At 63.1% G+C, this 23,684-nt stretch carries 18 protein-coding genes and 1 tRNA gene; 7 read left to right on the forward strand and 12 right to left on the reverse strand.

Going from position 1 to position 23,684, the window contains the following annotated elements; genetic code table 11:
- Positions 1-29: 29 nt before the first annotated feature.
- From glpC to I6L38_RS06925, 4 genes are all read right to left on the reverse strand, one after another.
- Positions 30-1,232, reverse strand: coding sequence for an anaerobic glycerol-3-phosphate dehydrogenase subunit GlpC (gene glpC, locus I6L38_RS06910; RefSeq protein ID WP_042049377.1), 1,203 nt, complete (start codon positions 1,230-1,232; stop codon positions 30-32).
- Between the two features lie 51 nt (positions 1,233-1,283).
- The gene (gene glpB / locus I6L38_RS06915; RefSeq protein WP_216989320.1) at positions 1,284-2,564 is read right to left on the reverse strand and encodes a glycerol-3-phosphate dehydrogenase subunit GlpB; all 1,281 of its coding nucleotides are present in this window, start codon (positions 2,562-2,564) and stop codon (positions 1,284-1,286) included.
- Positions 2,554-4,233, reverse strand: coding sequence for an anaerobic glycerol-3-phosphate dehydrogenase subunit A (gene glpA, locus I6L38_RS06920; RefSeq protein ID WP_206219947.1), 1,680 nt, complete (start codon positions 4,231-4,233; stop codon positions 2,554-2,556). The genes glpB and glpA overlap by 11 nt, the downstream gene beginning before the upstream one ends.
- 187 nt (positions 4,234-4,420) lie before the next feature.
- The gene (locus I6L38_RS06925; RefSeq protein WP_322111627.1) at positions 4,421-4,888 is read right to left on the reverse strand and encodes a YchJ family protein; all 468 of its coding nucleotides are present in this window, start codon (positions 4,886-4,888) and stop codon (positions 4,421-4,423) included.
- A gap of 119 nt (positions 4,889-5,007) precedes the next feature.
- Between I6L38_RS06925 and I6L38_RS06930 the strand changes: the two genes are divergently transcribed.
- From I6L38_RS06930 to I6L38_RS06945, 4 genes are all read left to right on the forward strand, one after another.
- On the forward strand, positions 5,008-6,675 hold the full coding sequence (locus I6L38_RS06930) for a methyl-accepting chemotaxis protein (protein ID WP_005300314.1): 1,668 nt from the start codon (positions 5,008-5,010) through the stop codon (positions 6,673-6,675).
- Between the two features lie 130 nt (positions 6,676-6,805).
- Entirely contained in the window at positions 6,806-8,017 is a 1,212-nt protein-coding gene (locus I6L38_RS06935; RefSeq protein WP_005300317.1) for an ROK family transcriptional regulator, read from the forward strand.
- Positions 8,014-9,597: a sensor histidine kinase gene (locus I6L38_RS06940; RefSeq protein WP_024941557.1), complete on the forward strand. Its 1,584-nt coding sequence runs from the start codon at positions 8,014-8,016 to the stop codon at positions 9,595-9,597. Before I6L38_RS06935 ends, I6L38_RS06940 begins: the two co-directional genes overlap by 4 nt.
- A complete protein-coding gene (locus tag I6L38_RS06945) occupies positions 9,598-10,263 on the forward strand; it encodes a response regulator (RefSeq protein ID WP_017780091.1) in 666 nt (221 codons plus the stop codon).
- 78 nt (positions 10,264-10,341) lie between these two features.
- Here the strand turns inward: I6L38_RS06945 and I6L38_RS06950 are convergent, their stop codons facing one another.
- The 6 genes from I6L38_RS06950 to I6L38_RS06975 form a co-directional block, all read right to left on the reverse strand.
- Positions 10,342-11,874 carry a tripartite tricarboxylate transporter permease gene (locus I6L38_RS06950; RefSeq protein WP_024941556.1) on the reverse strand — a complete coding sequence of 511 codons (1,533 nt, stop codon included), beginning with the start codon at positions 11,872-11,874 and terminating at the stop codon, positions 10,342-10,344.
- Positions 11,875-11,883: 9 nt separating this feature from the next.
- The gene (locus I6L38_RS06955) at positions 11,884-12,345 is read right to left on the reverse strand and encodes a tripartite tricarboxylate transporter TctB family protein (RefSeq protein ID WP_024941555.1); all 462 of its coding nucleotides are present in this window, start codon (positions 12,343-12,345) and stop codon (positions 11,884-11,886) included.
- A 57-nt stretch (positions 12,346-12,402) separates the two neighbouring features.
- Positions 12,403-13,368, reverse strand: coding sequence for a tripartite tricarboxylate transporter substrate binding protein (locus I6L38_RS06960; RefSeq protein WP_024941554.1), 966 nt, complete (start codon positions 13,366-13,368; stop codon positions 12,403-12,405).
- A gap of 231 nt (positions 13,369-13,599) precedes the next feature.
- Positions 13,600-15,117, reverse strand: a complete 1,518-nt coding sequence (locus I6L38_RS06965; protein WP_024941552.1) for a lytic transglycosylase F — start codon at positions 15,115-15,117, stop codon at positions 13,600-13,602.
- A 196-nt stretch (positions 15,118-15,313) separates the two neighbouring features.
- Positions 15,314-16,999, reverse strand: a complete 1,686-nt coding sequence (locus I6L38_RS06970; protein ID WP_010634129.1) for an aspartate:alanine antiporter — start codon at positions 16,997-16,999, stop codon at positions 15,314-15,316.
- A gap of 774 nt (positions 17,000-17,773) precedes the next feature.
- Positions 17,774-17,849 (reverse strand) — tRNA-Asn (locus tag I6L38_RS06975).
- 135 nt (positions 17,850-17,984) lie between these two features.
- On the opposite strand from I6L38_RS06975, the gene uvrB reads away from it, so the two are divergent.
- The 3 genes from uvrB (at position 17,985) to I6L38_RS06990 (ending at position 21,071) form a co-directional block, all read left to right on the forward strand.
- On the forward strand, positions 17,985-19,997 hold the full coding sequence (uvrB, locus tag I6L38_RS06980) for an excinuclease ABC subunit UvrB (RefSeq protein WP_216989321.1): 2,013 nt from the start codon (positions 17,985-17,987) through the stop codon (positions 19,995-19,997).
- Positions 19,994-20,251 (forward strand): YkvA family protein, encoded by a 258-nt coding sequence (locus I6L38_RS06985; protein WP_010634127.1) that lies wholly within the window; start codon positions 19,994-19,996, stop codon positions 20,249-20,251. The genes uvrB and I6L38_RS06985 overlap by 4 nt, the downstream gene beginning before the upstream one ends.
- Before the next feature lie 166 nt (positions 20,252-20,417).
- Positions 20,418-21,071 carry a DedA family protein gene (locus I6L38_RS06990; RefSeq protein WP_010634126.1) on the forward strand — a complete coding sequence of 218 codons (654 nt, stop codon included), beginning with the start codon at positions 20,418-20,420 and terminating at the stop codon, positions 21,069-21,071.
- A 249-nt stretch (positions 21,072-21,320) separates the two neighbouring features.
- Here I6L38_RS06990 and dsbB read toward each other — a convergent pair whose 3' ends face one another.
- Positions 21,321-21,842: a disulfide bond formation protein DsbB gene (gene dsbB / locus I6L38_RS06995; RefSeq protein ID WP_005300350.1), complete on the reverse strand. Its 522-nt coding sequence runs from the start codon at positions 21,840-21,842 to the stop codon at positions 21,321-21,323.
- 86 nt (positions 21,843-21,928) lie between these two features.
- Positions 21,929-23,509: a Na(+)/H(+) antiporter NhaB gene (gene nhaB, locus I6L38_RS07000; protein ID WP_005300353.1), complete on the reverse strand. Its 1,581-nt coding sequence runs from the start codon at positions 23,507-23,509 to the stop codon at positions 21,929-21,931.
- Positions 23,510-23,684: the final 175 nt, after the last annotated feature.

The raw sequence follows: 23,684 nt of genomic DNA on the forward strand, positions 1-23,684 counted from the left end.
GGGCCGTCTGGCCGGGCGTGGCAAGGGGATCAAGCCAGAGCCTGGGCCAGCAGGTGGATGGGGTGCTCGCAGGGGAACGCTGTGCTCATCTCGATCTGCCATTTGCAGGTTTCGCAGTCGGTGATCACCAGATCGGGCTTGAGCCGGTTTATCTGATCAAACAGCCCCTCGCCGATGGCCTGGCTGGTCTGGTAGTTCTCCGACTTGAAGCCGTAGGTACCGGCGATGCCGCAGCACTGGGAGTCCAGCACCGTCACCTTGACCCCGGGGATGGCGCGCAGCAGCTCGAGGGTATAGATGACGCCCCCCATCTTCTCCATGTGGCAGGGGGTGTGGTAGGCGATGTGCAGATTGAGCGGCTTCATCGCCGGCTTGTTGCCCTGGTAGAACTCGTTCCACAGGAAGCGGGTCACCAGCGAGATGCGATCGCGCACCTTGTGGTTGTCCTGCTCCAGCAGGTGGGGATATTCGTCGCGCAGGGTGAAGCCGCAGGTGGAGGAGGTGGCCAGTAGCGGCATCTCGTTGCCGAGCAGGGTGTTCTCCAGCTGCTGGATGTTGAAGGCCGCCTGCTGCTTGGCCTTGTCCATGAAGCCGTTGGCAATCAACGGCACGCCGCAGCACTTCTCCCGCTCCAGCAACTGGACGCCGATGTTCATGGCGTTGAGCACCTGCACCAGCTCCTTGCCGAGCTGCGGGTGGTTGTAGTTGACGTAGCAGCCGTGGAAGTAGGCGATTTGGCGCGCAAAGCGGGCCTGACTCGCTTTCTGTTTCTTGTACCAGCCGCGGAAGGTGCCCTGGGAGTACTTGGGCAGATCCCGGTGGGAGGAGACCCCCAGCGCCTTGTCCAGCACCAGCTTCATCGGCTTGAGGCCGGTGGTGAAGTTGACCACAGGGGCCATCAGGGTGGACATGCTGCCCATCAGGTCGGTGTGGGAGAGCACGAACTCGCGGATCCCCGGCTTGAAGCCGCTGTACTGGTGCTTGGCCTTGGCGATGATGTCGCCGATGCGCACCCCGCTCGGGCAGGCCACCTCGCAGCGCTTGCAGTTGGTGCAGTACTTGAGGGCGCTGTCAAAGAGCTCCGGGCTCTTGATGCGCAGCCGCTCCCCATCCGGGCCCGCCTGCTTGGGGCCTGGGTAGGCCGGGTTGGCCTTGGCCACCGGGCAGTAGGCGGTACAGACGGTGCATTTGATGCACTGATCGAAGGTTTGGTTGGCATGATCCAGTAGCATGTCAGTTCTCCTCCCGTTGGGTGTGAAGGCACGGGATATGGGTCGAAATCATCATTGGGCTGAACTCAAAATATGACCGGCAGCCTGCCAGCCGGTGGCAACGGCCACGCCTGACCCTGACCCTTCTTTTATGGGGTCATAGTGCGCCAGCACGCTGCCGGCGCCGTAGAGGTTGGCGAGCGGTTTGCCGCCACGCAGCACTCTGAGTTTGTCGTCGGTCTTGACCCCGAAACCCATGAAGGGGTGGTGGTCGAACAGGCGGCGGCCGGCCCAGGCGTCGCGCTCGGGCAGGCTCAGCACGTCGGCGTTGAAGATGGGCTCACGAATGCCGCGCAGGCGTGACTCCAGCCCGCGGCTGAAGAAGCTGCCGGAGGCGAGTACAAAGTTATCCGCTTCAAAGAGTTGATCGTCGCCATTCTGGCTGTGCACGCCGATGACCCGATCGCCGTCGTAACGGGCTCCCAGCACCCGCTCGCTGGTGAGGAAGGTGCCGCCAAGGGCCATGAAGCGGCGCTTGAGGGCTTCCTGCATCCGCATGCCGATAAGCGACGGCGGCATGGTGGCCACCTCCTTGATGATGCAGCCAGTGCGCTGCTCCAGCTCCGTCAGGCGCGGGCCGACCAGCCCCAGTGACAGGCAGGCGGGCAGCACCAGGTGGCGGCATCGCGGCTCGCCGCTCTCCTGCACCATGCGGCTGATCTCGCGGGCCAGATCTGTCAGCAGGTCATGCTGGCCATTGCCCTGCTTGTCAAACAGGCGGGCGATGTCGGCGGAGCGAAACTCGTGGGGATTGCGGCTGAACTCGGCCAGCTGGGGCAGGCGAATCTCCCCGGTCAGGATGCGGCAGTGGGCGAAGCGCGCGTGGGTCGCGAGATTCGCCGCCGCGAGCTCGGGGTGAAAGTCGCGAAATCCCTCCAGGGTGGCCAGCAGGATGGCGTCGGGGGCCGGTGCATCGGTCACGCAGGCACAGGTGTCGGGGGAGAGCCAGGTGGCTTTGAGGGTGCCGATGGGGGTCAGCCGCTGGTGGTTGCGCTCCTGGCGAAACAGCGGCAAGCCCAGGGCGGCGCAGTGGCGCTGCAGATCATCGAGGCTCGCCGCGATATGGGCCAGTCCCACCTTGCTGTAGGGGTGCTCGGGGTTGGCGGCCATAAAGGCGGGCAGGGCGGCGCGGGGATCCCCTTCGCTCTCCAGCAGATCCACCGAGCCGGAGGAGAAGTGCAGGGCGCTCTGGCCGGAGGCCATCAGCAGGGTCTTCTGGCCGGCCTCGGCCAGACGCAGGGCCGCGGAGAGGCCCGCCATGCCGCCGCCGATAACGATGCTGTCAAATTTCATGGCTGCGCTCCTTGGTGGGATTGGCGGTGCTGGCGTCTTGCGGGAAGGGGGGCTCGGCCACCAGGTGGGGGGCCGTCCACTCGCCAAGGCCGAACAGCCCCTCGTAGATCCAGTAGGTAAATTCAGCTTCGCGCAGGGCATCGCCCCACAGCACGGGGCGGGTGCCCTTGTAGCGCTCCTCCAGGAACTGGCGCAGCATGACGCAAGCCTGGCGGCCGTCGGCCTTGCCGTACTCCTGCATCAGGCCGGCGGCGCGATAGGCGCACAGCTCCCCCTGACAGGGGCCCATGCCGAGGCGAGTACGGCGGCGCAGATCCACCAGGTTGTCCACGTCGAGCTCGCGCAGGGCGTATTCGATTTCACCCGCGGTCACCATCTCGCACTCGCAGATGAGGGCGTTGGCCTTGGGATTGTCGCGGAAAAAGGCGATGACCCGCTCGCCGTGGCGGTATTGGGCCGAGCCTTCGGCAGGCACCGAGAGGCCGGGGGCGGAGACCTTCTCCGGATCCCGCGAGCCGGGCAGGCTCAGTTCGGCGGTGCGGCAGGGCTTGCTGTTGCCAAGCTTCTTGGCCAGCAGATCGGTGGCCCATTCGGCCATCAGCCGGTAGGTCATCAGCTTGCCGCCGGTGATGGTGTTGAACCCCTTGAGGCCGTCACGCTCGGCGTGATCCAGCAGCACTATGCCACGGCTGATGTTGCGGCCCGACTCGTCGCCATCCACCGCCACCAGCGGGCGAACGCCGGCGTAGGCGCGCAGCAGACGGGTGCGGGCCATGATAGGGGCGAGCTTGATCCCCTCGCGCAGCAGCACCTCCACCTCTTCGGGCTCGACGGTGAGCTGGTCAATCTTGTGGTAATCGATGCGGCTCGAGGTGGTGCCGATGAGGGAGATGGTATCGCCCGGCACCAGGATGTCCGCGTCCGCCGGTTTGCGGCAGCGGTTGAGCACCAGCTGGTTGATGCGGTAATCCATGATGAGCAGGGAACCCTTGGCCGGGAACATGCGGATGCCGAGATCGGCGTACTCGCAGATCTGCTGGCCCCAGATACCGGCGGCGTTGATCACCTCCTGGCACTCTACCTCGAATGCTTCACCGGTGCGGGTGTTGATGGCCTTGACCCCGTGCACTCTGTCCTGGGTGCGCAAGAGCCCCAGCACCTTGCTGTGGGTGAAGATGCGGGCGCCGTGCTCCTTGGCATCCAGTACGTTGGCGGCGGCCAGGCGGAAGGGGTCGACCGTGCCGTCCGGCACCTGGATGGCACCGATCAGCGCCGGGTTGACGTTGGGTTCGAGGCGCAGCGCATCGGCGGGATCCAGCTGGCGGGCGTCGATGCCCGCCAGGGCGCAGGCGTCCATGAAGGTAGTTTGAAAATTGATGTCATCTTCCGGCAGGGTGATGAAGAGGCCGCCGGTGTCCTCGACGCAGTGGCTGGCGATCCGCTTGAGGATGCGGTTCTCCTGAATGCACTCGCGGGCGGACTCCTGATCCGTCACCGCGTAGCGGGCGCCGGAGTGAAGCAGGCCATGGTTGCGGCCGGTGGTGCCGGCGGCGATATCGTCCCGCTCAAGCAGGATGCAGTCGATGCCGCGCAGTGCGCAATCGCGCATGATGCCGGCTCCGGTGGCGCCACCCCCTATGATGACGACTTGTGTGGTTATTCTTTTCATTCTTGCCCGTCTCATCTCTTCCAGATGGTGCCAGTGTGGCCTGTCTCTGGGCAAAAATGTTTGATATGGGCCAAGTTAATGTTCGCAAACGCTCATTGAAAGGGGTGTTAATGAGCAAATCGTGATTGTTGTCACACTCTCATAACAGCAGAGGGGGCCACCGGGGCCCCCTCTGTCGACATGGCACTCAGCCGCAGCACTTCTTGAACTTCTTGCCGCTGCCACAGGGACAGGGATCGTTGCGCCCCACCCGCAGCGGTGCCGGATCCTGTTCGCCATCGGTATAGACCCAGCGCCCCTGATGGCGTACGAAACGGGATCGCTCATGGAGGCAGTGGCGCTCTTCACCCTCCATGAACCAGGCCTTGAACTCCACCATGCCAAGGGTGTCAGCGGGGCCGCCCTGGCTGGCGAGGATCTCGAGCCCGTCCCATTGGGTGTCGGTCTGGGAGAGCTGCTCCGCGGTCAGCCCGTTCAGATAGTCAGGGTGCCAGCTGTGTACCAGATACTCCCCCAGTCCCAGCACGAAGGCGCTGTAGCGCGAGCGCATCAGCTGCTCCGGGGTCTGGGGGGCGGCCCCCTGGTGCAGTGATCCACAGCACAAATCGAGAGAAAGAGTTGAACTGCAAGGGCATTTGTTCATGTGACTGGCCATCTGAGTCGATAGAGATAGAGGGCGGGGATTGTAGCGAAAGCGGGTCCCCGTCGACCAGCATCCTATACTGGTCTGGTAGGAACGGAACACTCATAAAAACAGCTGCAAGGATGTAAAAGATGACGCTAAAGCAGAAAATCCTGTTGTTGGGAGCCGTCCCCGTGCTCCTGATGGCCCTGGTGGTCAATCTCAGCAACTACATGATTGCAAAGAGTGATCTGGAAGCCGATCTGGTGGTGGCGCGGGAGAATGCGATCAAGGATCGCAAGGAACTACTCAGCAGCTATCTGATGCTGGCCAAGACGGCCATCGATGCCGTCTACAGCCAGCCGGACAGCCCGGCGGTGCGCAAGCAGGTGATCGAGATGCTGCGTCCACTGCGCTACAGCAGCGACGGCTACTTCTTCGTCTATGACTTTCAGGGCACGGCGATACTCTTGCCTCCCCGTCCCGAGATGGAGGGCAAGAACCGCTGGCAAGACAAGGATGCCAAGGGCAAGCTGCTGATCCAGGAGATCGTCAAGGCGGCGCGCCAGGGGGATGGTTTCTCCGAATACTGGACCGCCAAGCCCTCCATCGGTCGGGACGCCCCCAAACTCTCCTTCAACCTGGTACTCGACAAATACCAGTGGATCATCGGCACCGGTTTCTATATCGACGACATCGACAACGAGCTGGCGGCGCTGCGTACCGTACGCGAGAGCAACATGCGTGACTCGCTGCAGAGCAGCGTGCTGCTCATTCTGGTCATTCTGGGGGTGACCCTGGCCGCCACCGTGGTGATCGGCAACCGGGTCACCCGGCCGCTGGCGGACGCGGTATCGGCCCTCAACGACATCGCCGACGGGGAGGGGGATCTGACCCAGCGCCTCAAGGTACAGAGCCACGACGAGATTGGTCAGCTGGCCACCGCCTTCAACCGTTTCGTGGCACGGATCCAGTCGGTAGTGAGCCAGGTGGGGGAGACCAGCAATCACCTGTTCAGCGCGGTGGAGAAGCTGCACCACCTGAGCGAGCACTATGACCATCAGATGCACGGCCACAGCCGGGAGACGGATCAGGTGGTTACCGCGGTGACCGAGATGAGCTCCACCGCCCAGGAAGTGGCGGCCAGCGCCTCCAACGCCGCTACCGCCACCAGCGATGCGGCGCGCGAATCCGATGCTGCCCGCGGCGTGGTGGGCACCGCCATCAACAGCATCAACCGGCTGGTGGGCGAGGTGCACACCGCCTCCGGCGTCATCGAGCAGCTGGCGCAGGAGACCGCCAAGATAGGATCCGTGGTTGAGGTCATTCGCGGCATTGCCGAGCAGACCAACCTGCTGGCGCTCAACGCGGCCATCGAGGCGGCCCGGGCCGGCGAGCAGGGACGCGGCTTCGCGGTGGTGGCGGATGAAGTCCGTTCGCTGGCCGGTCGCACCCAGCAGAGCACCAAGGAGATCAACGAGATGCTGCAGCGTCTGCAGGGCGGGGTGAAACAGGCGGTTGACGTGATGCAGGCCAGCGAGGATCGCAGCCAGGAAACGGTGCAGGAGGCGAGCCACATCGCCACCTCCCTCGACAGCATGGTGATGGCGGTCAGCACCATCAACGACATGAACATCCAGATCGCCACCGCCGCCGAGGAGCAGCATGCGGTCTCCGAGGAGATCAACAAGAACCTGGTGGCCATTCAGCAGATCGTCAGCGAGCTGACCGATGCGGCGGTCGAATCCAACAGCACCACCCGCGATCTCGCCAGCACCGGGGACAAGCTACGCAAGCTGGTCTCCCAGTTCCGCTACTGATGGGATGACAAGAGGGAATATCCCTCACAAGATGCGGCCTGACCCCCGGTTCAGACCGCACTTTATTTGGGGATTGATCAATAATGTGTGAAAATTGTCGCCCTCTGTGTCAGCTGTTGCCCCTTACCCTATGAATGAGATCGTGAAAGGCAGTATCGATTTGATCCGTCAGCTCAACTATGGCCTGGTCTACGCCAGCCTGGAGGAGCACAAGGAGCTGTCCCGTACCGATCTCTCCCGCCTGACCGGTCTCTCGCCTGCCAGCATCACCAAGATCACCCGCGAGCTGCTGGACGGCGGTCTGGTGGTCACCTGCGGCGAGAGTTCGGTGGGGCGCGGTCGCCGCCAGACCCTGCTGCGCATCAACGAGCGCCGCTTCCAGTTTCTCTCCATGCGCCTTGGGCGCGGTTATGTGGACATGGCGCTGTTCGACCTGGCCGGTCGCTCCCTCGCTCGCCATCGCCATGTGTTCAGCGAAGGGGAGCGCGCCGACCTGCTGGCCAGCCTGGTGCGGGCCATCGAGGGCTTCTTGCCCAAAAAAGCGCTGCGTCTCGCCTGCATCGCCCTCTGCCTGCCGGGGCAGGTGGAGCGCCACTCCGGCATGGTCAAGCACTTTCCCTTCTACGATCTGCGAAACTGGCCGCTCGGCCCGACCCTGCAGGAGGCTTTCGCGGTGCCGGTGCTGGTGAGCGGCGACGTGCGCACCTGGATCCAGGCCGAGCGTGAGTGGGGAGCCGCCAAGAACTGCGCCGATGCGGTGCTGGTGTTCGTACACAACGACATCGGGGTCGGCATGGTGGTCAACGGCCAGCTCATCGAGAGCGAGAACGCACTGCTCGGCGATCTCAGCCACCTGCAGCTCGAGCCCTACGGTCAGCGCTGCTACTGCGGCGGCTTCGGCTGTGCCTGCACCCTGGTGACCAATCAGGCGCTGGAGGCGCAATACCGGGATCTGCGCGAGCGGATGCAGGAGCACGATTTGCCCGAGAGCGTCACCATTCGCGAGCTGTGCGAGCTGGCGCTGGCGGGCAACAGCCTCTGTCAGGACATCCTCCATCAGGCGGCGGGGCGGCTCTCCCGGGTGCTCTCCAACCTCATCTGTCTGCTCAATCCGGGCAAGTTGCTGCTGGGGGGGGAGATCACCCGCGCCGATCGGCTGCTGTTCCCCATGCTGCACCAGTCGCTGGCCAGCCAGTTGCCGGCCGAATACCTGGTGCGCCTGCAGATCGAATCCACCCACTTCTACGAAGATCCCACCAAGCCCACCTCGGTACAGGTGCACAAGGCCCTGCGCGACGGCAGCCTGCTGCTCGACTTGTTGCGAGGCGACAAGGAGGCATGAGGCTGGGGTTGCAAGGACGCATCCTGCTCATGCTCTGTCTGGTCAGTCTGCTGCAACTGGTGCTGCTGAGCGGGGCCAGTTACTACTATGTGTCCGAGCAGCGCTACCGAGAGGTAGGGGATCAGGCCCTCGACGTGGCGCGACTGGTGGCGCGAGAGTCCGGCGTCATCGCCGGGGTGAAACGGGCCGACACCGCCCGCCTTAACGTGTTGGTGGAGCGGATCCGCGCCGAGGTCGGTGCCAGCTACATCGTCGTCGGCGATAAGGAGGCGCGCCGGTTGGTGCACCCCAATGCGGATCGCATCGGCCAGCCCATGATGGGGGATGACCCGCAACGGGCCTTGCAGGGGGAGTCCTACATCTCCCGCGCTCAAGGATCCCTCGGGGTCTCGGTGCGTGGCAAGAGCCCCATCCGCGATGAGCTCGGCCAGATCATCGGGGTGGTCTCGGTCGGTTATCTGGTGCGGGATATCGAGGCGGATCTGCAGGGTTTTCTGCATTTCGGTCTCGCCATGACCTTGCTCATCGTGCTGCTCAACAGCCTGGCCGCCACCTGGTTGGCACGCCGCTACAAACGGGCGCTGCTCGGCTTCGAGCCCGAACAGATGGGGCGTCTCTACACCGAACTCGACTGCACCCTGCGCACCGTGCGCGAGGGGATCCTCACCATCGACGAGCAGGGGCGGCTCACCTCCCTCAACCCCAATGGCATCCGCTTGCTGCGTCTGGATGAAGCCACCGCCCGGGCCGCCATCGGCCAGCCGGTCACCCGGCTGCTGCCGGAGAGCCGCATGCTCTCCCTCATTCAGGATCCGCGCCCCCAGTTTGATGAAGAAATTGTGCTCAACGGCCAGTCCCTCATCGTCAACCGGCTGCCGCTGGTGCGGGACGGCAAGCTGATCGGCGCGGTGTCGAGCTTTCGGCGCAAGGACGAGCTGGCCGAACTCAGTGCCCAGCTCTCCCAGGTGCAGGCCTACAGCGATCTGCTGCGGGTGCAGACCCACGAACACCACAACCAGCTCGGCACCATCGCCGGGCTCATCGAGCTGGGCGCCACCAGCGAGGCGCTCGCCTTCATCGGACGGGAGGCGGCCACCGAGCAGAGCCTGCTCAACTTCCTGCTGACTGCCATCGCCAAGCCCAAGGTGGCCGGCCTGCTGCTCGGCAAGTACCACAGGGCCCACGAGCTGGGGCTGGTGCTGGAGGTGGACCCGGATTCTCGCCTGCACGACATCCCCCTTCGCGTCAGCGGCTCCCAGCTGGTGACTGTGCTCGGCAACCTCATCGACAATGCCTTCGAGGCGACCCGCCGCCACGGCGCCCCCTACCAGCCGGTGCGGGTGGCCCTGAGCGATCTCGGCCAGGATCTCATTCTGGAGGTGGAAGACGGGGCCGGCGGCATCGATCCTGCGCTGGCGGATCGGCTGTTCGAGCGGGGGGTGAGCAGCAAGGCGGAGCCGGATCACGGCATCGGCCTCTCTCTGGTGCGCAAGACCCTGGATGCCCTGCAGGGGCAGATCACCATCGAAGCCACGGCGCAGGGAAGTTGCGTCGTCTGTTACATTCCCAAGGAGGTGTGAGTGATCAAGATCCTGATCGTCGAGGACGATCCGGCCATCGCCGAGATCCACCGCCGCTTCGTGCAGCGGCTGGCAGGTTTCGAAGTATTGGGGGTGGCGCTCACCCTGTTTGATGCCAGGGAGCAGATCGCCATCCTCAAGCCCGATCTGGTGCTGCTGGATGTCTGGCTGCCCGATGGCGAGGGGTTTGCCCTGTTGCGCGAGCTGCGCCAGGCCGGGGCGAGTCTGGACGTCATCCTGCTCACCGCGGCGCGGGAGGCCGGTGCCCTGCAGGAGGCGATGCGGCTCGGGGTGGTGGATTTCATCTTGAAGCCCGTGGTGTTCGAGCGGCTGCGCGACACCCTCGACAAATATTGCCAGAGCCGCGCCGCCCTGGCGGCCCTGGCGGACATCGATCAGCAGGCGGTGGACGCCCTGTTTGGCACGCCGTTGCAGCAGGTGGCGGCGGGTGGCCTGCCCAAGGGGATCGACGGCCTCACCCTGCAGCGGGTGCTGGCGGCCTTGACCCAGCAAGGAGCCAGCGCCGAGGAGATCGGCGGCCGGGTCGGGGTGAGCCGCACCACGGCGCGCCGCTATCTGGAGTTTCTGGTGGGCCAGCAACTGGCGAGTCCGGAGCTGGAGTACGGCACCGTCGGCCGGCCGGAGCGGCGTTATCGCCAGCCCTGACTGGCGTAACTCCCCATCCTGTCTTGCCAATAAAAAGAGCGCCTGTCGGCGCTCTTTTGCTGTGTGAGATCCGCCAACTCAGCTTGGCTCGGATTGCAGGGTGGCAGCCGGTGCGCGGCGTGCCTGCCACCACTGCCAGAGCGGCAACAGCAGCATCACCAGGGTGATCAGCGTGAAGGCCAGGGTGATGGGGCGCTCCCACAGGAAGCTCAGGGAGCCGTCGTTGATCACCAGGGCGCGGCGCAGGTTGTCCTCCAGCATGCCCCCCAGGATAAAGCCGAGCAGCATGGGGGCCATGGGGAAGGTGAGCAGGCGCAGGCCGATGGCGATCAGCGCCACCAGGGTCATCACATGGATGTCCATGGTGTTGAAGGAGACCAGATAGACCCCGGTCAGGGAGAACAGCAGCACCATGGGGATCAGCACGGGGCGCGGCACCGCCAGTACCTTGGCCAGATAGGGGATGAGGGGGAGGTTCAGGATCAACAGCACCACGTTGCCCAGGTACATGGAGATGATCACCGACCAGAAGACGTCTGGATGCTCCATGAAGAGGCGCGGGCCCGGCTGGATGCCGTAGGCCACCAGGGCGCCCAGGATGAGGGCCGTGGTGCCGGATCCCGGGATCCCCAGGGTCAGCAGGGGCACGAAGGAGCCGGTGGAGGCGGCGTTGTTGGCCGCTTCCGGCGCGGCTAGACCGCGCAGGCTGCCTTGGCCGAACTGCTCCTGGCGCTGCTTGCCGGCGATGTTGCGCTCGGCGCCGTAGGCCATGAAGGCGGCGATGGTGGCGCCGGCCCCCGGCAGCACGCCGATGAGAAAGCCCAGCACCGAGGAGCGGGCGATGGGGGGCGCTATCTCCCTGACCTCCTCCTTGCTGAGCTTGAGGCTGCCGAGCTGCTGCATCTGCCTGGCTTCTTCCTCGCTGTTGTCCTTGCCGGGGCGCAATACCGCCATCAGGATCTCCGCCAGAGCAAAGGTGGCCATGGCCAGCAGCAGGAAGGAGAAGCCGTCACGCAGGTCCGGCAGGCCGAAGGTGAACCTGTCCACCCCGACGCTGCGGTCGATGCCGATGGTGGAGATCATGATGCCAAACAGCGCCATGATCAGCGCCTTGAGCACCTGCCCCTTGCCGGCAAAGGCTGCCACGGCGGAGAGCCCCAGCACCATGAGGGCGAAGTAGTCCGCCGACTGGAAGGAGAGGGAGACCTTGGCCAGCAGGGGCGCTGCCACCATCAGCATGATGGCGGAGAGGGTACCGCCGGTGAAGGAGGCGTAGGCGGCGATGGCCAGCGCCTTGCCCGCCTGTCCCTTGCAGGCCAGGGGGTAGCCGTCGAAGGCGGTGACCACGGTGGCGGAGCAGCCGGGGGCGTTGATCAGGATGGAGGAGGTGGAGCCACCAAAGATGGCGCCGTAATAGACGCCGGCCATCAGGATGATGCCGGAGGAGGGATCCAGGCCATAGGTGATGGGGATCATCAGGGCGATGGCGGTGACGGGGCCAAGGCCCGGCAGCATGCCGATAAAGGTGCCGATGAAGCAGCCAAGCACCACCATCATCAGGTTGACCGGCAGCAGTGCGGTGCCGAGTCCTTGCAAGATTCCGTCTAACATGGTGACTCCTTAGAAACCGAGCAGGGTAAACAGGCGACCCGGCTCCAGATAGACGTTGAGCCCCTTGGTGAGCAGGGTCCAGAAACCGATGGAGAAGGGGACGCTGATCATCAGGCCGTAGCGCAGGCTGGGCTCACCCAGTACCCGGATGCCCACGCTCAGGAAGGCGATGGTCGAGAGCACGAAGCCAAACCAGGTGAGCCCCAGTCCGTAAATGACCATGAGCCCGAGCAGGATAAAGACCCGGCGCCAATCCCCCTCTTCCCGGCGCAGGGGCTCACCCCCGGGAAAGAGCACCAGCAGCAGGGAGAGCAGCGCCCCGATCCCGGCCAGGGCATAGGGCAGGGTACTGGCGGTGAAGGGTTCGTATTCGTCGCCGGGGTAGCCCGGTATCTCGGTGGCGTAATAGCCATAGGCGAGGGAGAGCAGCAGAAACAGCAGGCCCCCCAGTCGCTCCTTGGTGATGTTCATCTCTTGACTCCAACATGAGCGGCGGGCCTGCGCCCGCCTGCGATGTGACAACGAGGGTTACTTGATGAAGCCGAGCTCGCGCATCAGGCCGCCGATCTGCTGTTCCTGGCCGTCGAGGAAGGCGGTGAACTCGGGACCGGACTTGTAGAGGTTGGTCCAGCTGTTGCGGCTGCGGACCACTTCCCACTCCGGCTTGTCGTACATCTGCTTGAGCAGGGCGGCAAACTCGGCGGACTTTTCCGGGCTGATGGTGGGGGAGGCGAAGTAACCGCGCCAGTTGGCGAAGACGGTGGGGTTGTTCTGCTCGCTGAAGGTGGGGATCTGCTCCGCCCCTGGCAGGCGCTTGTCCGAGGTGACCCCGAGGATCCGCATCTGGCCCGACTTGACCGCTTCCATCGCCTCGCCAAAGCCGGTGGAGATGGCCTGGGTCTCCCCGGCCAGCACGGCGGCCATGGCGCTGCCGCCGGCATCGTAGGCGACGTAGCGCAGCTTGCTGGCGTCGGCACCGGCGTTCTTGAAGGTCAGGGCGGCGACCAGGTGATCCAGGCTGCCACGGGCCGAGCCACCGGCGATCTTCACCTTGGCCGGGTTCTCCTCGTAGGCGGCCAGCAGCTGGGCCCAGTTCTGATAAGGGGAGTCCGCCTTGACCGCCAGCGCCTGGTAGTCGGCGATGATGGCGGCCACCGGGGTCAGATCACGGAAGGACTGGGGCAGCTCCTTGGAGAGGGATTTGACGATGATGGGGGTGGAGTTGACCATCAGAGTCTTGTCGGACTGGGCCGAGGTCTCGATGAGGTGGGCGATGGCCTTGGCGCCGCCACCGGCGGACATGTTCTGATAGGAGACGGTCTTGACCAGACCGGACTTGGCCAGCACTTCACCGGTGCCGCGGGCCGTGGTATCCCAGCCGCCGCCGGCGCCACCCGGGATCAGGAAGTGGACTTCGTTGATCTGGGCCTGGGCGCCGAAGCTCAGTGCGAGCAGGCTACCGATCAGGGGGCGCTTGAAGGTTCCTTGCAACATGGTGCTCTCCTTGTGATTGTTGCAGGAAGGTTAATTAATCATGTCTGGCTGGAAAACAATCTGACCGTAATGGCTATTAAGGCTGTTGTGGCCATTTTGTTCATTCTGGTCACGACAGGGAGTACTGCTCGCTCATGGCAGGCCGGAAGGGGGCAGGTTGCACTGCGCCTCCGGCTGAAAAGGCGCGAGGTTCCCCGTCAGAAGGGGAGCCTCGCGAAAGAGGGGGCTGACTTATCCCTGTGATGCGGGGGCGGCGGAGACCTGGTCGCCGCTGGCTCCCTGCTGCTTGAGGGCCTCGCTCGCCTGCTGCTTGCGCTGCAACTGCTCCACTACCAGCTTGTAGGCGATGTAGTACTTGTAGATGTTGCCCACGTAGGTCACGGTCTCGGGCCCTATCTTCTCCGCCGCCACGTACTCGACGTTGTGAAACCAGACGTTGGGATCCAGTCCTCGTTTCTTGGCCTCGGTGCGCAGCCGTGCCACCCGGGCGGGACCGGCATTGTAGGAGGCGAACGAGAAGAGCGCCTTGTCGAGGGCGGTCATGGGCTCGTCCGCATAGTAGTGGTCGATCATCCAGCGCATGTATTTGACGCCGCCATGGATATTGGGCTCAAGCTGGCGGATGTCGCCCACCTTCAGGCCCTTGCCGGTGGCGGGCATGATCTGCATGATGCCGATGGCGCCGACGTGGCTGCGCGCCTGATGGTTGAGGGCCGACTCCTGGTAACCCTGGGCTGCCATCAGCAGCCAGTCCACCTCGTATTTCTCGCCATACGCGCGAAACAGATCCACCACCTGCAGAAACTTCTTGCGCTCGGCCTCGGCGGCGGCGCTCTTGACGAACTTGTTCTGCTTGAGATAACGGGCGAGGAGCTCGTCCCCGGTCGCCTTGCCGCGCAGCGCCTTGATCTGTTCGTTGAGCATGGCCAGCAGTTGCGGGCTCTCCTTGCGCACCGCCCAGGCGATGATGCCCCCCTCCCGGAACACGGGGTCGTCGTGGATGGTGACCTTGGGGAAGATCTTCTGCCAGAACCGGGCCTTGTGCTCGTCCATGACGATGAAAGGGAGCAGGCCGGCGTTGACCATCTCCACCAGATCTTCGTCCTCCAGTGCCTCGGGGGCCGGCTGAATGTCGATGAGCGGCTCTCCCGCCGCCTTGAGTGCCTGGTTGTAGGCCATGAGGCTCTCGAAGTAGCTGGAGGAGGGGCGCACGTAAATGCGCTGGCCGGCCAGGTCGGCGGCACTTTCCACCTTGGGGGAGAGGGGGCCGGAGATGAGCAGCTCCCGCACGTTGTCGAGCAGGGGGGCGGTGAATGCCACGCCCTGCTCCTTGCGCTTGTCCGTGATGGTGAGGTTGGCGGCGGCGATGTCACCCTTGCCCGCGATGAGGGCATCCAGCAGGGCTTCGCGCGCCACCGGGATGAAGATCAGGTGCAGCTTGAGATGGCGCTTGAGGTTCTTTTGCTTGCGCAACTGCTCGTTGAGCCGCTTCTCCAGCAACATGAAGGCGTCGTAGGTGACGCCCCGCTGTATCCCCTTGTCGATGAAGTAACCTGTCTTGTTGTAGGTGGTGAGCACCCGGATGGAGCGCCGTGCCAGCATGGCATCGAGATCGCCAAGCTGGGGCTGGGCCAGCTGGTCGCTGTTGAACGTCAGTGCGGCCGGTTCAGCGTCGGCCTGCGCTGGCGTTGCGGCCTGCAGCGGGCCGCACAGCAGTCCGCACAGGAGGAGGATCCATAACCGCGTCATGATACTGCCCTCGTCTGTTTCATTGAGTGTAAGCGGCATGGGGCGGGCGCTTTAGCTCATTGGGTTTGCTCGGCGGGGGGTGGATAGCACCATAGGCCCTATCCGATGAGAGGGCAGGCAGCGGGGAAGTGGGGAACAGAGCAGAGAATAAAAAGGGGAGCCTCAGTGGCTCCCCTTTGAGGGTACTTGGTCGGCGCTAGAACCAGAAGCCGATGATGAAGGAGCCTGCCAGGGTCAGCATGACGTTGGCCACCGCATAGGTGCCGGCATAGCCGAGCGCCGGGATGGAGCTGTTGGCCGCCTCGTTCACCACGTCCATGGCCGGGGCGCAGGTACGGGCCCCGGTGATGGCGCCGAGCAACAGGGCCGGGTTCATCTTCAGCACCCAGACGCCGAACAGGTAGCCCACCAGCACCGGCAAGGTAGTCACCAGCATGCCGGAGAAGAGCACCACCATCCCCACTTCGCTCAGGTGATCCAGGATGCCGCCCCCCGCCTTGAGGCCGGTGCTCACCATGAAGACGGCAAGGCCGAGATCCTTGGCCAGTCGCAGGGCGCCCGGCGGCACATAACCCACTGTGGGGTGGTTGGCGCGCAGGTAGCCCATCAGGATCCCCGCCAGCAGCAGGCCGACGGCGTTGCCGAGGCCAAACTCCAGCTGGCCGAACACCAGGGAGACGGAGCCAATCAGCAGGCCCAGCACGAAGAAGGTGGTGAAGGCCACCAGATCCGTGGTCTGGCTGTGAATGCTGATGAAGCCGATCTTGTTGGCCAGCAGCTTGACCCGCTGCTTCTCGCCGCTGATCTGCAGCACGTCGCCCTTTTGCAGCATGATGTTGCGATCGAACGGCATCTCGATCTGGGAGCGCACCACCCGATTGAGGAAGCAGCCCTTCTCGGTGAGGTTGAGCTCCACCAGGTGGCGGCCCACCACAGCGTCGTTCTTCACCACGATCTCTTCGGTGACGATCTGCAGGTCAAGCAGGTTGCGGTCGAACACCTCCTTGCCGTTGCGGTAGTTGACGTCGAGCTTCTCGTGACTCTCGGGGTAGCCCACCAGGGCGATCTCGTCCCCTTCCTGGATGACGGCGTCACCATCCGGACTCGCCAGGATGCCGTTGCGGCGGATCCGCTCCACGTAGCAGCCGGTGTGAGGATAGATGCCGGTCTCGCGCAGGGTGCGGCCGCCGATCCAGGCCGCCAGCTCGGGGCCGACCCGGTAGGCGCGGATGATGGGCAGGTAGGTCTTGCGGCTCTCGTTGTCGGAGAGACCGCGCTCGCGGGCGATCTTCTGCGCCTCGGTGTTGAGGTCGAGCCGTGCCAGCGAGGGGAGGTAGCGCACCACCATCATCAGGCCCACCAGTCCTACCAGGTAAGTCAGGGCATAGCCGATGCCCATATTGTCGAGCACCGACTGCATGTCGGTTTGATGGGGGAGGTTGAGCAGGCCGCTGCGCAGGGCATCCTGGGCCCCCACCAGCGCCGGGGTCGAGGTGAGCGAACCGGCCAGGATGCCGGCGGCCATGCCCGGCCCCAGGTTGAAGAACTTGGCCAGTCCCACGGTGAGGAAGAGGGCGGTCAGCAGGATCACCAGGGTCAGGGTGATGTAGTGGATGCCGTCGCGCAGGAAGACGCTGAAGAAGTGCGGCCCCGCTTCGATCCCCACGCAGAAGATGAACAGCATGAAGCCGACGTTCTCCGTGGTGGTGCTGAATTCGAAGCCCATCTGGCCGAACAGCAGGGCGGTGAACAACACGCCTATGGTGTTGCCTATCTGGAAGTTGCCGACCCTGACTTTGCCGAGCAGCAGGCCGAAGGCCAGTACCACGAACAGCAGCAGGGAGTCGCTTTGATGTAGCAGTGTCACGAAATCTATGGTCATGCCCGGAAAAACCGAGGAAAAAAGTGGGGCCGACATTGTGCCGGATCCCTCACCAATAAAGAAGCGTCAAAGGCGCATTAATCGGTACTAACCCGCCACCGCCCTCGGGGTCATGAGGGTAACTGGGGGGCACCTGCGGCAATGACCTCTATTTCCCTCTGCCAGCCCCGCTGTCAATTAGTGATTCCTGCTATCTGTGATCCTCGTCTTTGGGGGCTGCTTGAAATTTTACGCTCTGCTGTTTGGTCGGTCGATTTGGCTCTCTGGCAGCATTTTTGACTAATGGGGATGGGATGAGTCTGGCGGTTGGTCGCGGCCCGCCCGTGCAGGGTGACCCATCTGTGGCGGGATGGCGAAAAGATATCTGTAAAAAGCATCTGATGGGAGCACTGGCGACCCATTCGGGGGGCGCGGCAAAAACAGCAGAAAATGAGGTGGGCGAGTCAAACGTGCCGGCCTTGCCGGCAATGGCCTGCCAGCCTAGGCCGTCATTGGCTTTGGCCTACTTACCCACAGAAACTGTGGATAACCCTGTTCATGAAACTTGGTGATCAGGCTGTAGCCCGCGCCAATACTGGGCTGCAAGGGCTGTTCAAAAAATACCGGATAAAGATTGTTTCTATAAAAATCAAATAGTTACGCGCAGCAGAACAAAACGCTGTCGAGGCGGACGGGGGACAAAAAGGGAGAGGTCACCGCAGGGTGCGGCTTGTGCATTAAAATTGGTAGAGGAAAGCACTAAAGTGGATAACTTGCACCGAGATGGTGAGGAATTGGCTCCCCCGACTGGACTTGAACCAGTGACATACGGATTAACAGTCCGCCGTTCTACCGACTGAACTACGGGGGAACATCAGGCAAGGAGGAGCATCATACAGAGGTCGCATTTCGAGGTCAATAGCCGCTTCTGCTGCCAGAGTGGATACCCAGGCCACCCCATCTCGGAGTACACTTCTGCTCTTGCGTATTTTTGCCGGGAGTCGTCATGAGCAAGTTATTCAAGCTGGCCAGCCAGTTTCAACCCGCCGGGGATCAGCCGAGGGCCATCGCCCAGCTGCTCGACGGTATCGAGTCTGGCCTCGCCCATCAGACCCTGCTCGGGGTGACCGGCTCGGGCAAGACCTTCACCATGGCCAACGTCATCGCGACCCTCAATCGTCCCACCATGATCCTGGCTCCCAACAAGACCCTGGCGGCCCAGCTCTATGGGGAAATGAAGGAGTTCTTCCCCGACAACGCGGTGGAGTATTTCGTCTCTTATTACGACTACTACCAGCCCGAGGCCTATGTGCCGACCACCGACACCTTCATCGAGAAGGATGCCTCCATCAACGATCACATCGAGCAGATGCGGCTGTCGGCCACCAAGGCGCTGCTGGAGCGGCGTGACGTGGTGATCGTTGCCTCGGTGTCGGCCATCTACGGCCTGGGGGATCCGCAAGCCTACCTCAGCATGATGCTGCACCTCAAAGTGGGGGATGTGATCAACCAGCGGGACATATTGCGCCGCCTCGCCGAGCTGCAGTACACCCGCAACGACATGGCCTTCCAGCGCGGCACCTTCCGGGTAAGGGGGGAGGTGATGGACATCTATCCCGCCGAGTCGGACAAGCTGGCCCTGCGGGTAGAGCTGTTTGACGAAGAGGTGGAGCGGCTCTCCCTGTTCGATCCGCTGACCGGCGCCATCGAGCAGACGGTGGTGCGCTACACCATCTACCCCAAGACCCACTACGCCACCCCGCGCGAGACCATCCTGGGGGCCATCGAGCACATCAAGGAGGAGCTCAAGGGGCGGCGCGAGCAGCTGTTGTCCCTCAACAAGCTGGTGGAGGAGCAGCGCATCAGCCAGCGCACCCAGTTCGACATGGAGATGATGCAGGAGCTGGGCTACTGCTCCGGCATCGAGAACTACAGCCGCTACCTCTCCGGCCGCGCGCCGGGGGAGCCGCCGCCCACCCTGTTCGACTATCTGCCGGGGGACGGTCTGCTGATCATCGACGAATCCCACGTTACCGTTCCGCAGATCGGCGCCATGTTCAAAGGGGACAGGTCCCGCAAGGAGACCCTGGTGGAGTACGGCTTCCGGCTGCCGTCGGCGCTGGACAACCGGCCGCTCAAGTTCGACGAGTTCGAGGCCCTGATGCCGCAGACGGTGTTCGTCTCGGCGACCCCGGGCCCCTACGAGCGGGACAAATCCGGCGGCGATGTGGTGCAGCAGGTGGTGCGCCCCACCGGTCTGCTTGACCCCGAGGTGGAAGTGCGGCCGGTCAGCACCCAGGTGGACGATCTGCTCTCCGAGATCCGCAAGCGGGTGGCGGTGGAGGAGCGGGTGCTGGTCACCACTCTCACCAAGCGGATGGCGGAGGACTTGACCGAATACCTGGCGGATCACGAGGTGCGGGTGCGCTATCTGCACTCGGACATCGATACCGTGGAGCGGGTGGAGATCATCCGCGACCTGCGTCTGGGCAAATTCGACGTGCTGGTGGGCATCAACCTGCTGCGCGAAGGCCTCGACATGCCGGAGGTCTCCCTGGTGGCCATCCTGGATGCTGATAAAGAGGGCTTTCTGCGCTCCACCCGTTCGCTTATCCAGACCATAGGCCGGGCGGCGCGCAACCTCAACGGCAAGGTGATCCTCTACGGGGATACCATCACCAACTCCATGAAGGTGGCGATTGAAGAGACTGAACGGCGCCGCGCCCTGCAGCACGCCCATAACCTAGAGCACGGCATCACGCCGAAGGGGCTCAACAAGTCCGTCGGCGATGTGATGGACATGGGGGGCAGCCGCACGGCGGGCAAGGCCGGCAAGGGGAGTCGCAAGGCCGCCGAGCCGCAAGGGGAGTACCACGCCCGCTCCGCCAGCGAGATCGCCAAGGAGATCAAACGGATGGAAGAGCAGATGTTCCAGCATGCGCGAGATCTGGAGTTCGAACAGGCGGCGGCGCTGCGGGATCAGATCCAGCGGCTGCGCGGCGAGCTGATCGAGTCATGAGCGCCCGACGCTGGCTCATCTGGCGGCGCCTGCGTCGCCTCTATCAGGGTTTTCGCCATCCTGCCACTCCCTGGTGGGCCAGGGGGTTGGTGATCCTGGTGCTGCTCTACGGCATCAGCCCGGCGGATCTGGTGCCCGACCTGGTGCCGCTGGTCGGTTGGCTCGATGATGCCACCCTGTTGTTGCTCCTCCTGTGGGGCTGGGAGCGCTGTCTGCCGGCGCCGGTGCGCAAGGATCTGGAGAGCGTCTCCTGAGCGGTCAGGGCACGACAGGTTTGCGATGTCGGGGGGAGGCCGAGGCGGGATAAACGGTTTCATTCGAGCGACGCCAAGCGGCGAGTACAGGAGGCAGTCCACAGCGATTGTGGCTTGCCTGGCATTGGCGTAGACTCCACGCCGTTCACATCATGAGTATGGAAAAATGGATCTGATCCTCTTTGCAATCGACTTTATCCTGCACGTTGACGTGCATCTGAAAGAGCTGTTTGAAAACTACGGTATCTGGGTTTACGCCATCCTGTTTCTTATCATCTTCTGCGAGACCGGACTGGTGGTCACCCCCTTCCTGCCGGGTGACTCCCTGCTGTTTGCCGCCGGTGCCCTCACCGTGGGCAGCGTGCTGGACGTGCACACCCTGGCGGCCGTGTTGATCATCGCCGCCGTGCTCGGCAACGTGGTGAACTACACCATAGGCCACTTCTTCGGTGAGCAGCTGTTTCACAACCCGGACTCCAAGATCTTCCGGCGGGACTATCTGGACAAGACCCACGCCTTCTACGCCAGACACGGCGGCAAGACCATCATCATCACCCGCTTCCTGCCCATAGTGCGCACCTTCGCCCCCTTCGTGGCGGGCATGGGGGCCATGACCTATCCGCGCTTCCTGGCGTTCAATCTGGTGGGGGGGCTCTTGTGGGTGATCTCCTTCGTCTACGCCGGCCACTTTTTCGGCAACCTGCCGGTGGTGCGGCAGAACTTTACCCTGCTCATCTTCGGCATCATCGGCATCTCGCTGCTGCCCATGGTGATCGGCATGGTGAAAGCCAAGCTCAACGCCGGCAAGGTGGCTTCCTGAGTCAGCCTTGTTGGCCGTGTCATGAGAGGGAGCCGCAGGCTCCCTTTTTTGTTTGAGCATGGTTCTGATTGCTGATTTCTCACTGATGAGCCAGGAGAAAAGGCTAGTAGGCGAGCAAGCGGTCACCAGGATGGCTGGCAGGGGAGCGAGACATTGAAGAACGATATCAGGGGGCAAGGTGCCACCCGCTATCTTCATGAAAAAGGGAGCCACTGGCTCCCTTTTCGCGACGGATGATGTTGCTCCGACCTAGTTGCAGCAGCGCCCCTTGACCAGGTTGCCGATGGCCACCACCACGAACACCAGCAGGTAGGCGGCGAAGATGGCCACCAGCCACTGGGGCATGGAGAAGCTCAGGAACTGCCAGCTGACCTCGCTGCAGTCGCCATCCGGGAAGAACATCCAGGGGATCCACTGATCCAGCGGTGCCCAGCTCGGGAAGTCGACAAACCCTTCGCAGACATTGAAGGGAGAGGGGTTTACCTGATAATCCACATGCTTGAGCGCCAGTTTTAGGCCCCAGAAGGCACTGGCGCCCCACATCAGCAGGGCGCTCCAGCGCACATACCATTTCTGCGGAGCCACCATGCCGAGCAGCGCCGCCATGAGGACCCCGAGGGTGGCAAGCCGCTCATAGATACACATGACGCAGGGATGCAGACCCAGCACGTGCTGGAAGAAGAGGGCGCTCAACTCGAGGAACAGGGCGGAGGCTGCAAGCAGGCCCCATGCCAGGCGATGGGCGGCTATACGTCGCAGAAACTCTATCATCTGGTTGATCTCACAGAAAAAACAGTGGCTGAATTAGAGCAGAGCAGGGGCCAAAAAGAAAGGGCCCTGGCGGGCCCTCATGGCACTCAGTAGAGTGCGGACAGTACCGCAGGCGCGGCGTTGTCGAGCGTCAGCCAGCCGGCCTGATAGTACCAGTCGGTGAGCGGGCCGAGCAGAAACTCCACCGAGAAGAAACCCACCAGACCCAGCACCAGGGTATAGGGCAGCGCCATCCACACCATCCGGCCGTAGGAGAGGCGCAGCAGCGGCGCCAGTGCCGACGTCAGCATGAACAGGAAGGCGGCCTGGCCGTTGGGGGTGGCTACCGACGGCAGGTTGGTACCGGTGTTGATGGCCACCGCCAGCAGCTCAAACTGCTCGCGGCTGATGGCATTGTTGAGCAGGGCGGTCTTCACCTCGTTGATGTAGACGGTGCCGACGAAGACGTTGTCACTGACCATGGAGAGCAGGCCGTTGGCCAGATAGAAGAGCGCGAGCTGGGCGTCCGGCTCGGCCGCCAGTACCCATTGGATCACCGGCTTGAACAGCTGCTGATCGATGATAACGGCGACCACGCTGAAGAAGACGGCCAGCAGGGCGGTAAAGGGCAGTGCCTCCTGGAATGCCTTGCCGAGGGAGTGTTCTTCGGTGATGCCGGTGAGGGAGGTGGCCAGTACGATGACCGACAGACCGATGAGACCCACCGCCGCCAGGTGCAGGGCAAGCCCCAGAATGAGCCAGAGGGCGATCACCGCCTGCACGATCAGCTTGGCCTTGTCCTGAGCGGTGCGCTCGGCCTCTTCATAACGGTTGTAATCCTCCATGATGCGACGTACCGCGTCCGGCAATTTGGCGCCATAGCCAAACCAGCGACACTTTTCGACCAGGACGCAGGTCAGCAGACCGCAGATAAACACCGGAACCGTGACCGGAGACATGCGAATGGCGAATTCGACGAAATTCCAGCCGGCCTGTTCACCGATGATCAGGTTCTGGGGCTCTCCCACCAGGGTGCAGACGCCACCGAGGGCAGTACCGATGGCGGCATGCATCATCAGGCTGCGCAGGAAGGCGCGAAAGTCATCCAGGTGCTGACGATTGAGCTCGTTGACGGTGCCATCATCGGTGTAATCGTGGGAGTGGCCAAACTCCTTGCCGGAGGAGACCTTGTGATAGATGGCGTAGAAGCCGGTGGCGACGCTGATCACCACGGCAATCACGGTGAGGGCATCGAGGAAGGCTGACAGGAAGGCGGAGACCAGACAAAACGCCAGGGATAGCATCGTTTTGGAGCGGATCCGGATCAGCAGCTTGGTGAACACGTAGAGCAACAGCTGCTTCATGAAGTAGATGCCGGCCACCATGAAGACAAGCAGCAGCAGCACTTCGATATTGGCGACCAGTTCGTGTTTTACCTGCTGTGCCGAGGTCATGCCGATCAGCACTGCCTCAATGGCCAACAGGCCGCCGGGTTGCAGCGGATAGCACTTGAGGGCCATGGCCAGGGTGAAAATGAACTCGACGACCAGCAGCCAGCCGGCCATGAAGGGATCGAGATAAAAGGCGATCGGGTTGATCAGCAGGAATAGAAGAATAGCGGCCTTGTACCACTGGGGGGCGTTGCCCAGAAAGTTCCTGGCAAAGGCTTGCCCTAAGCTGATTGGCATAATAATGGGTCTCTGTTTTGTGGTTGGTATCTGCGTCTATGCAGTCAAGACAGGCTCGACCAGAACATCCGGATGTTGTCCCTTATCAGATTGATTCCTCATGATTTTAATCAAAAAGAGCATTAACTATAAATAACATAGTCGCGCTTGCCCATGAGTATGGTGGTTTTATGGG

Origin of the sequence: Aeromonas sp. FDAARGOS 1408 (assembly GCF_019048665.1) — a bacterium.
Lineage (GTDB): Bacteria > Pseudomonadota > Gammaproteobacteria > Enterobacterales > Aeromonadaceae > Aeromonas > Aeromonas dhakensis.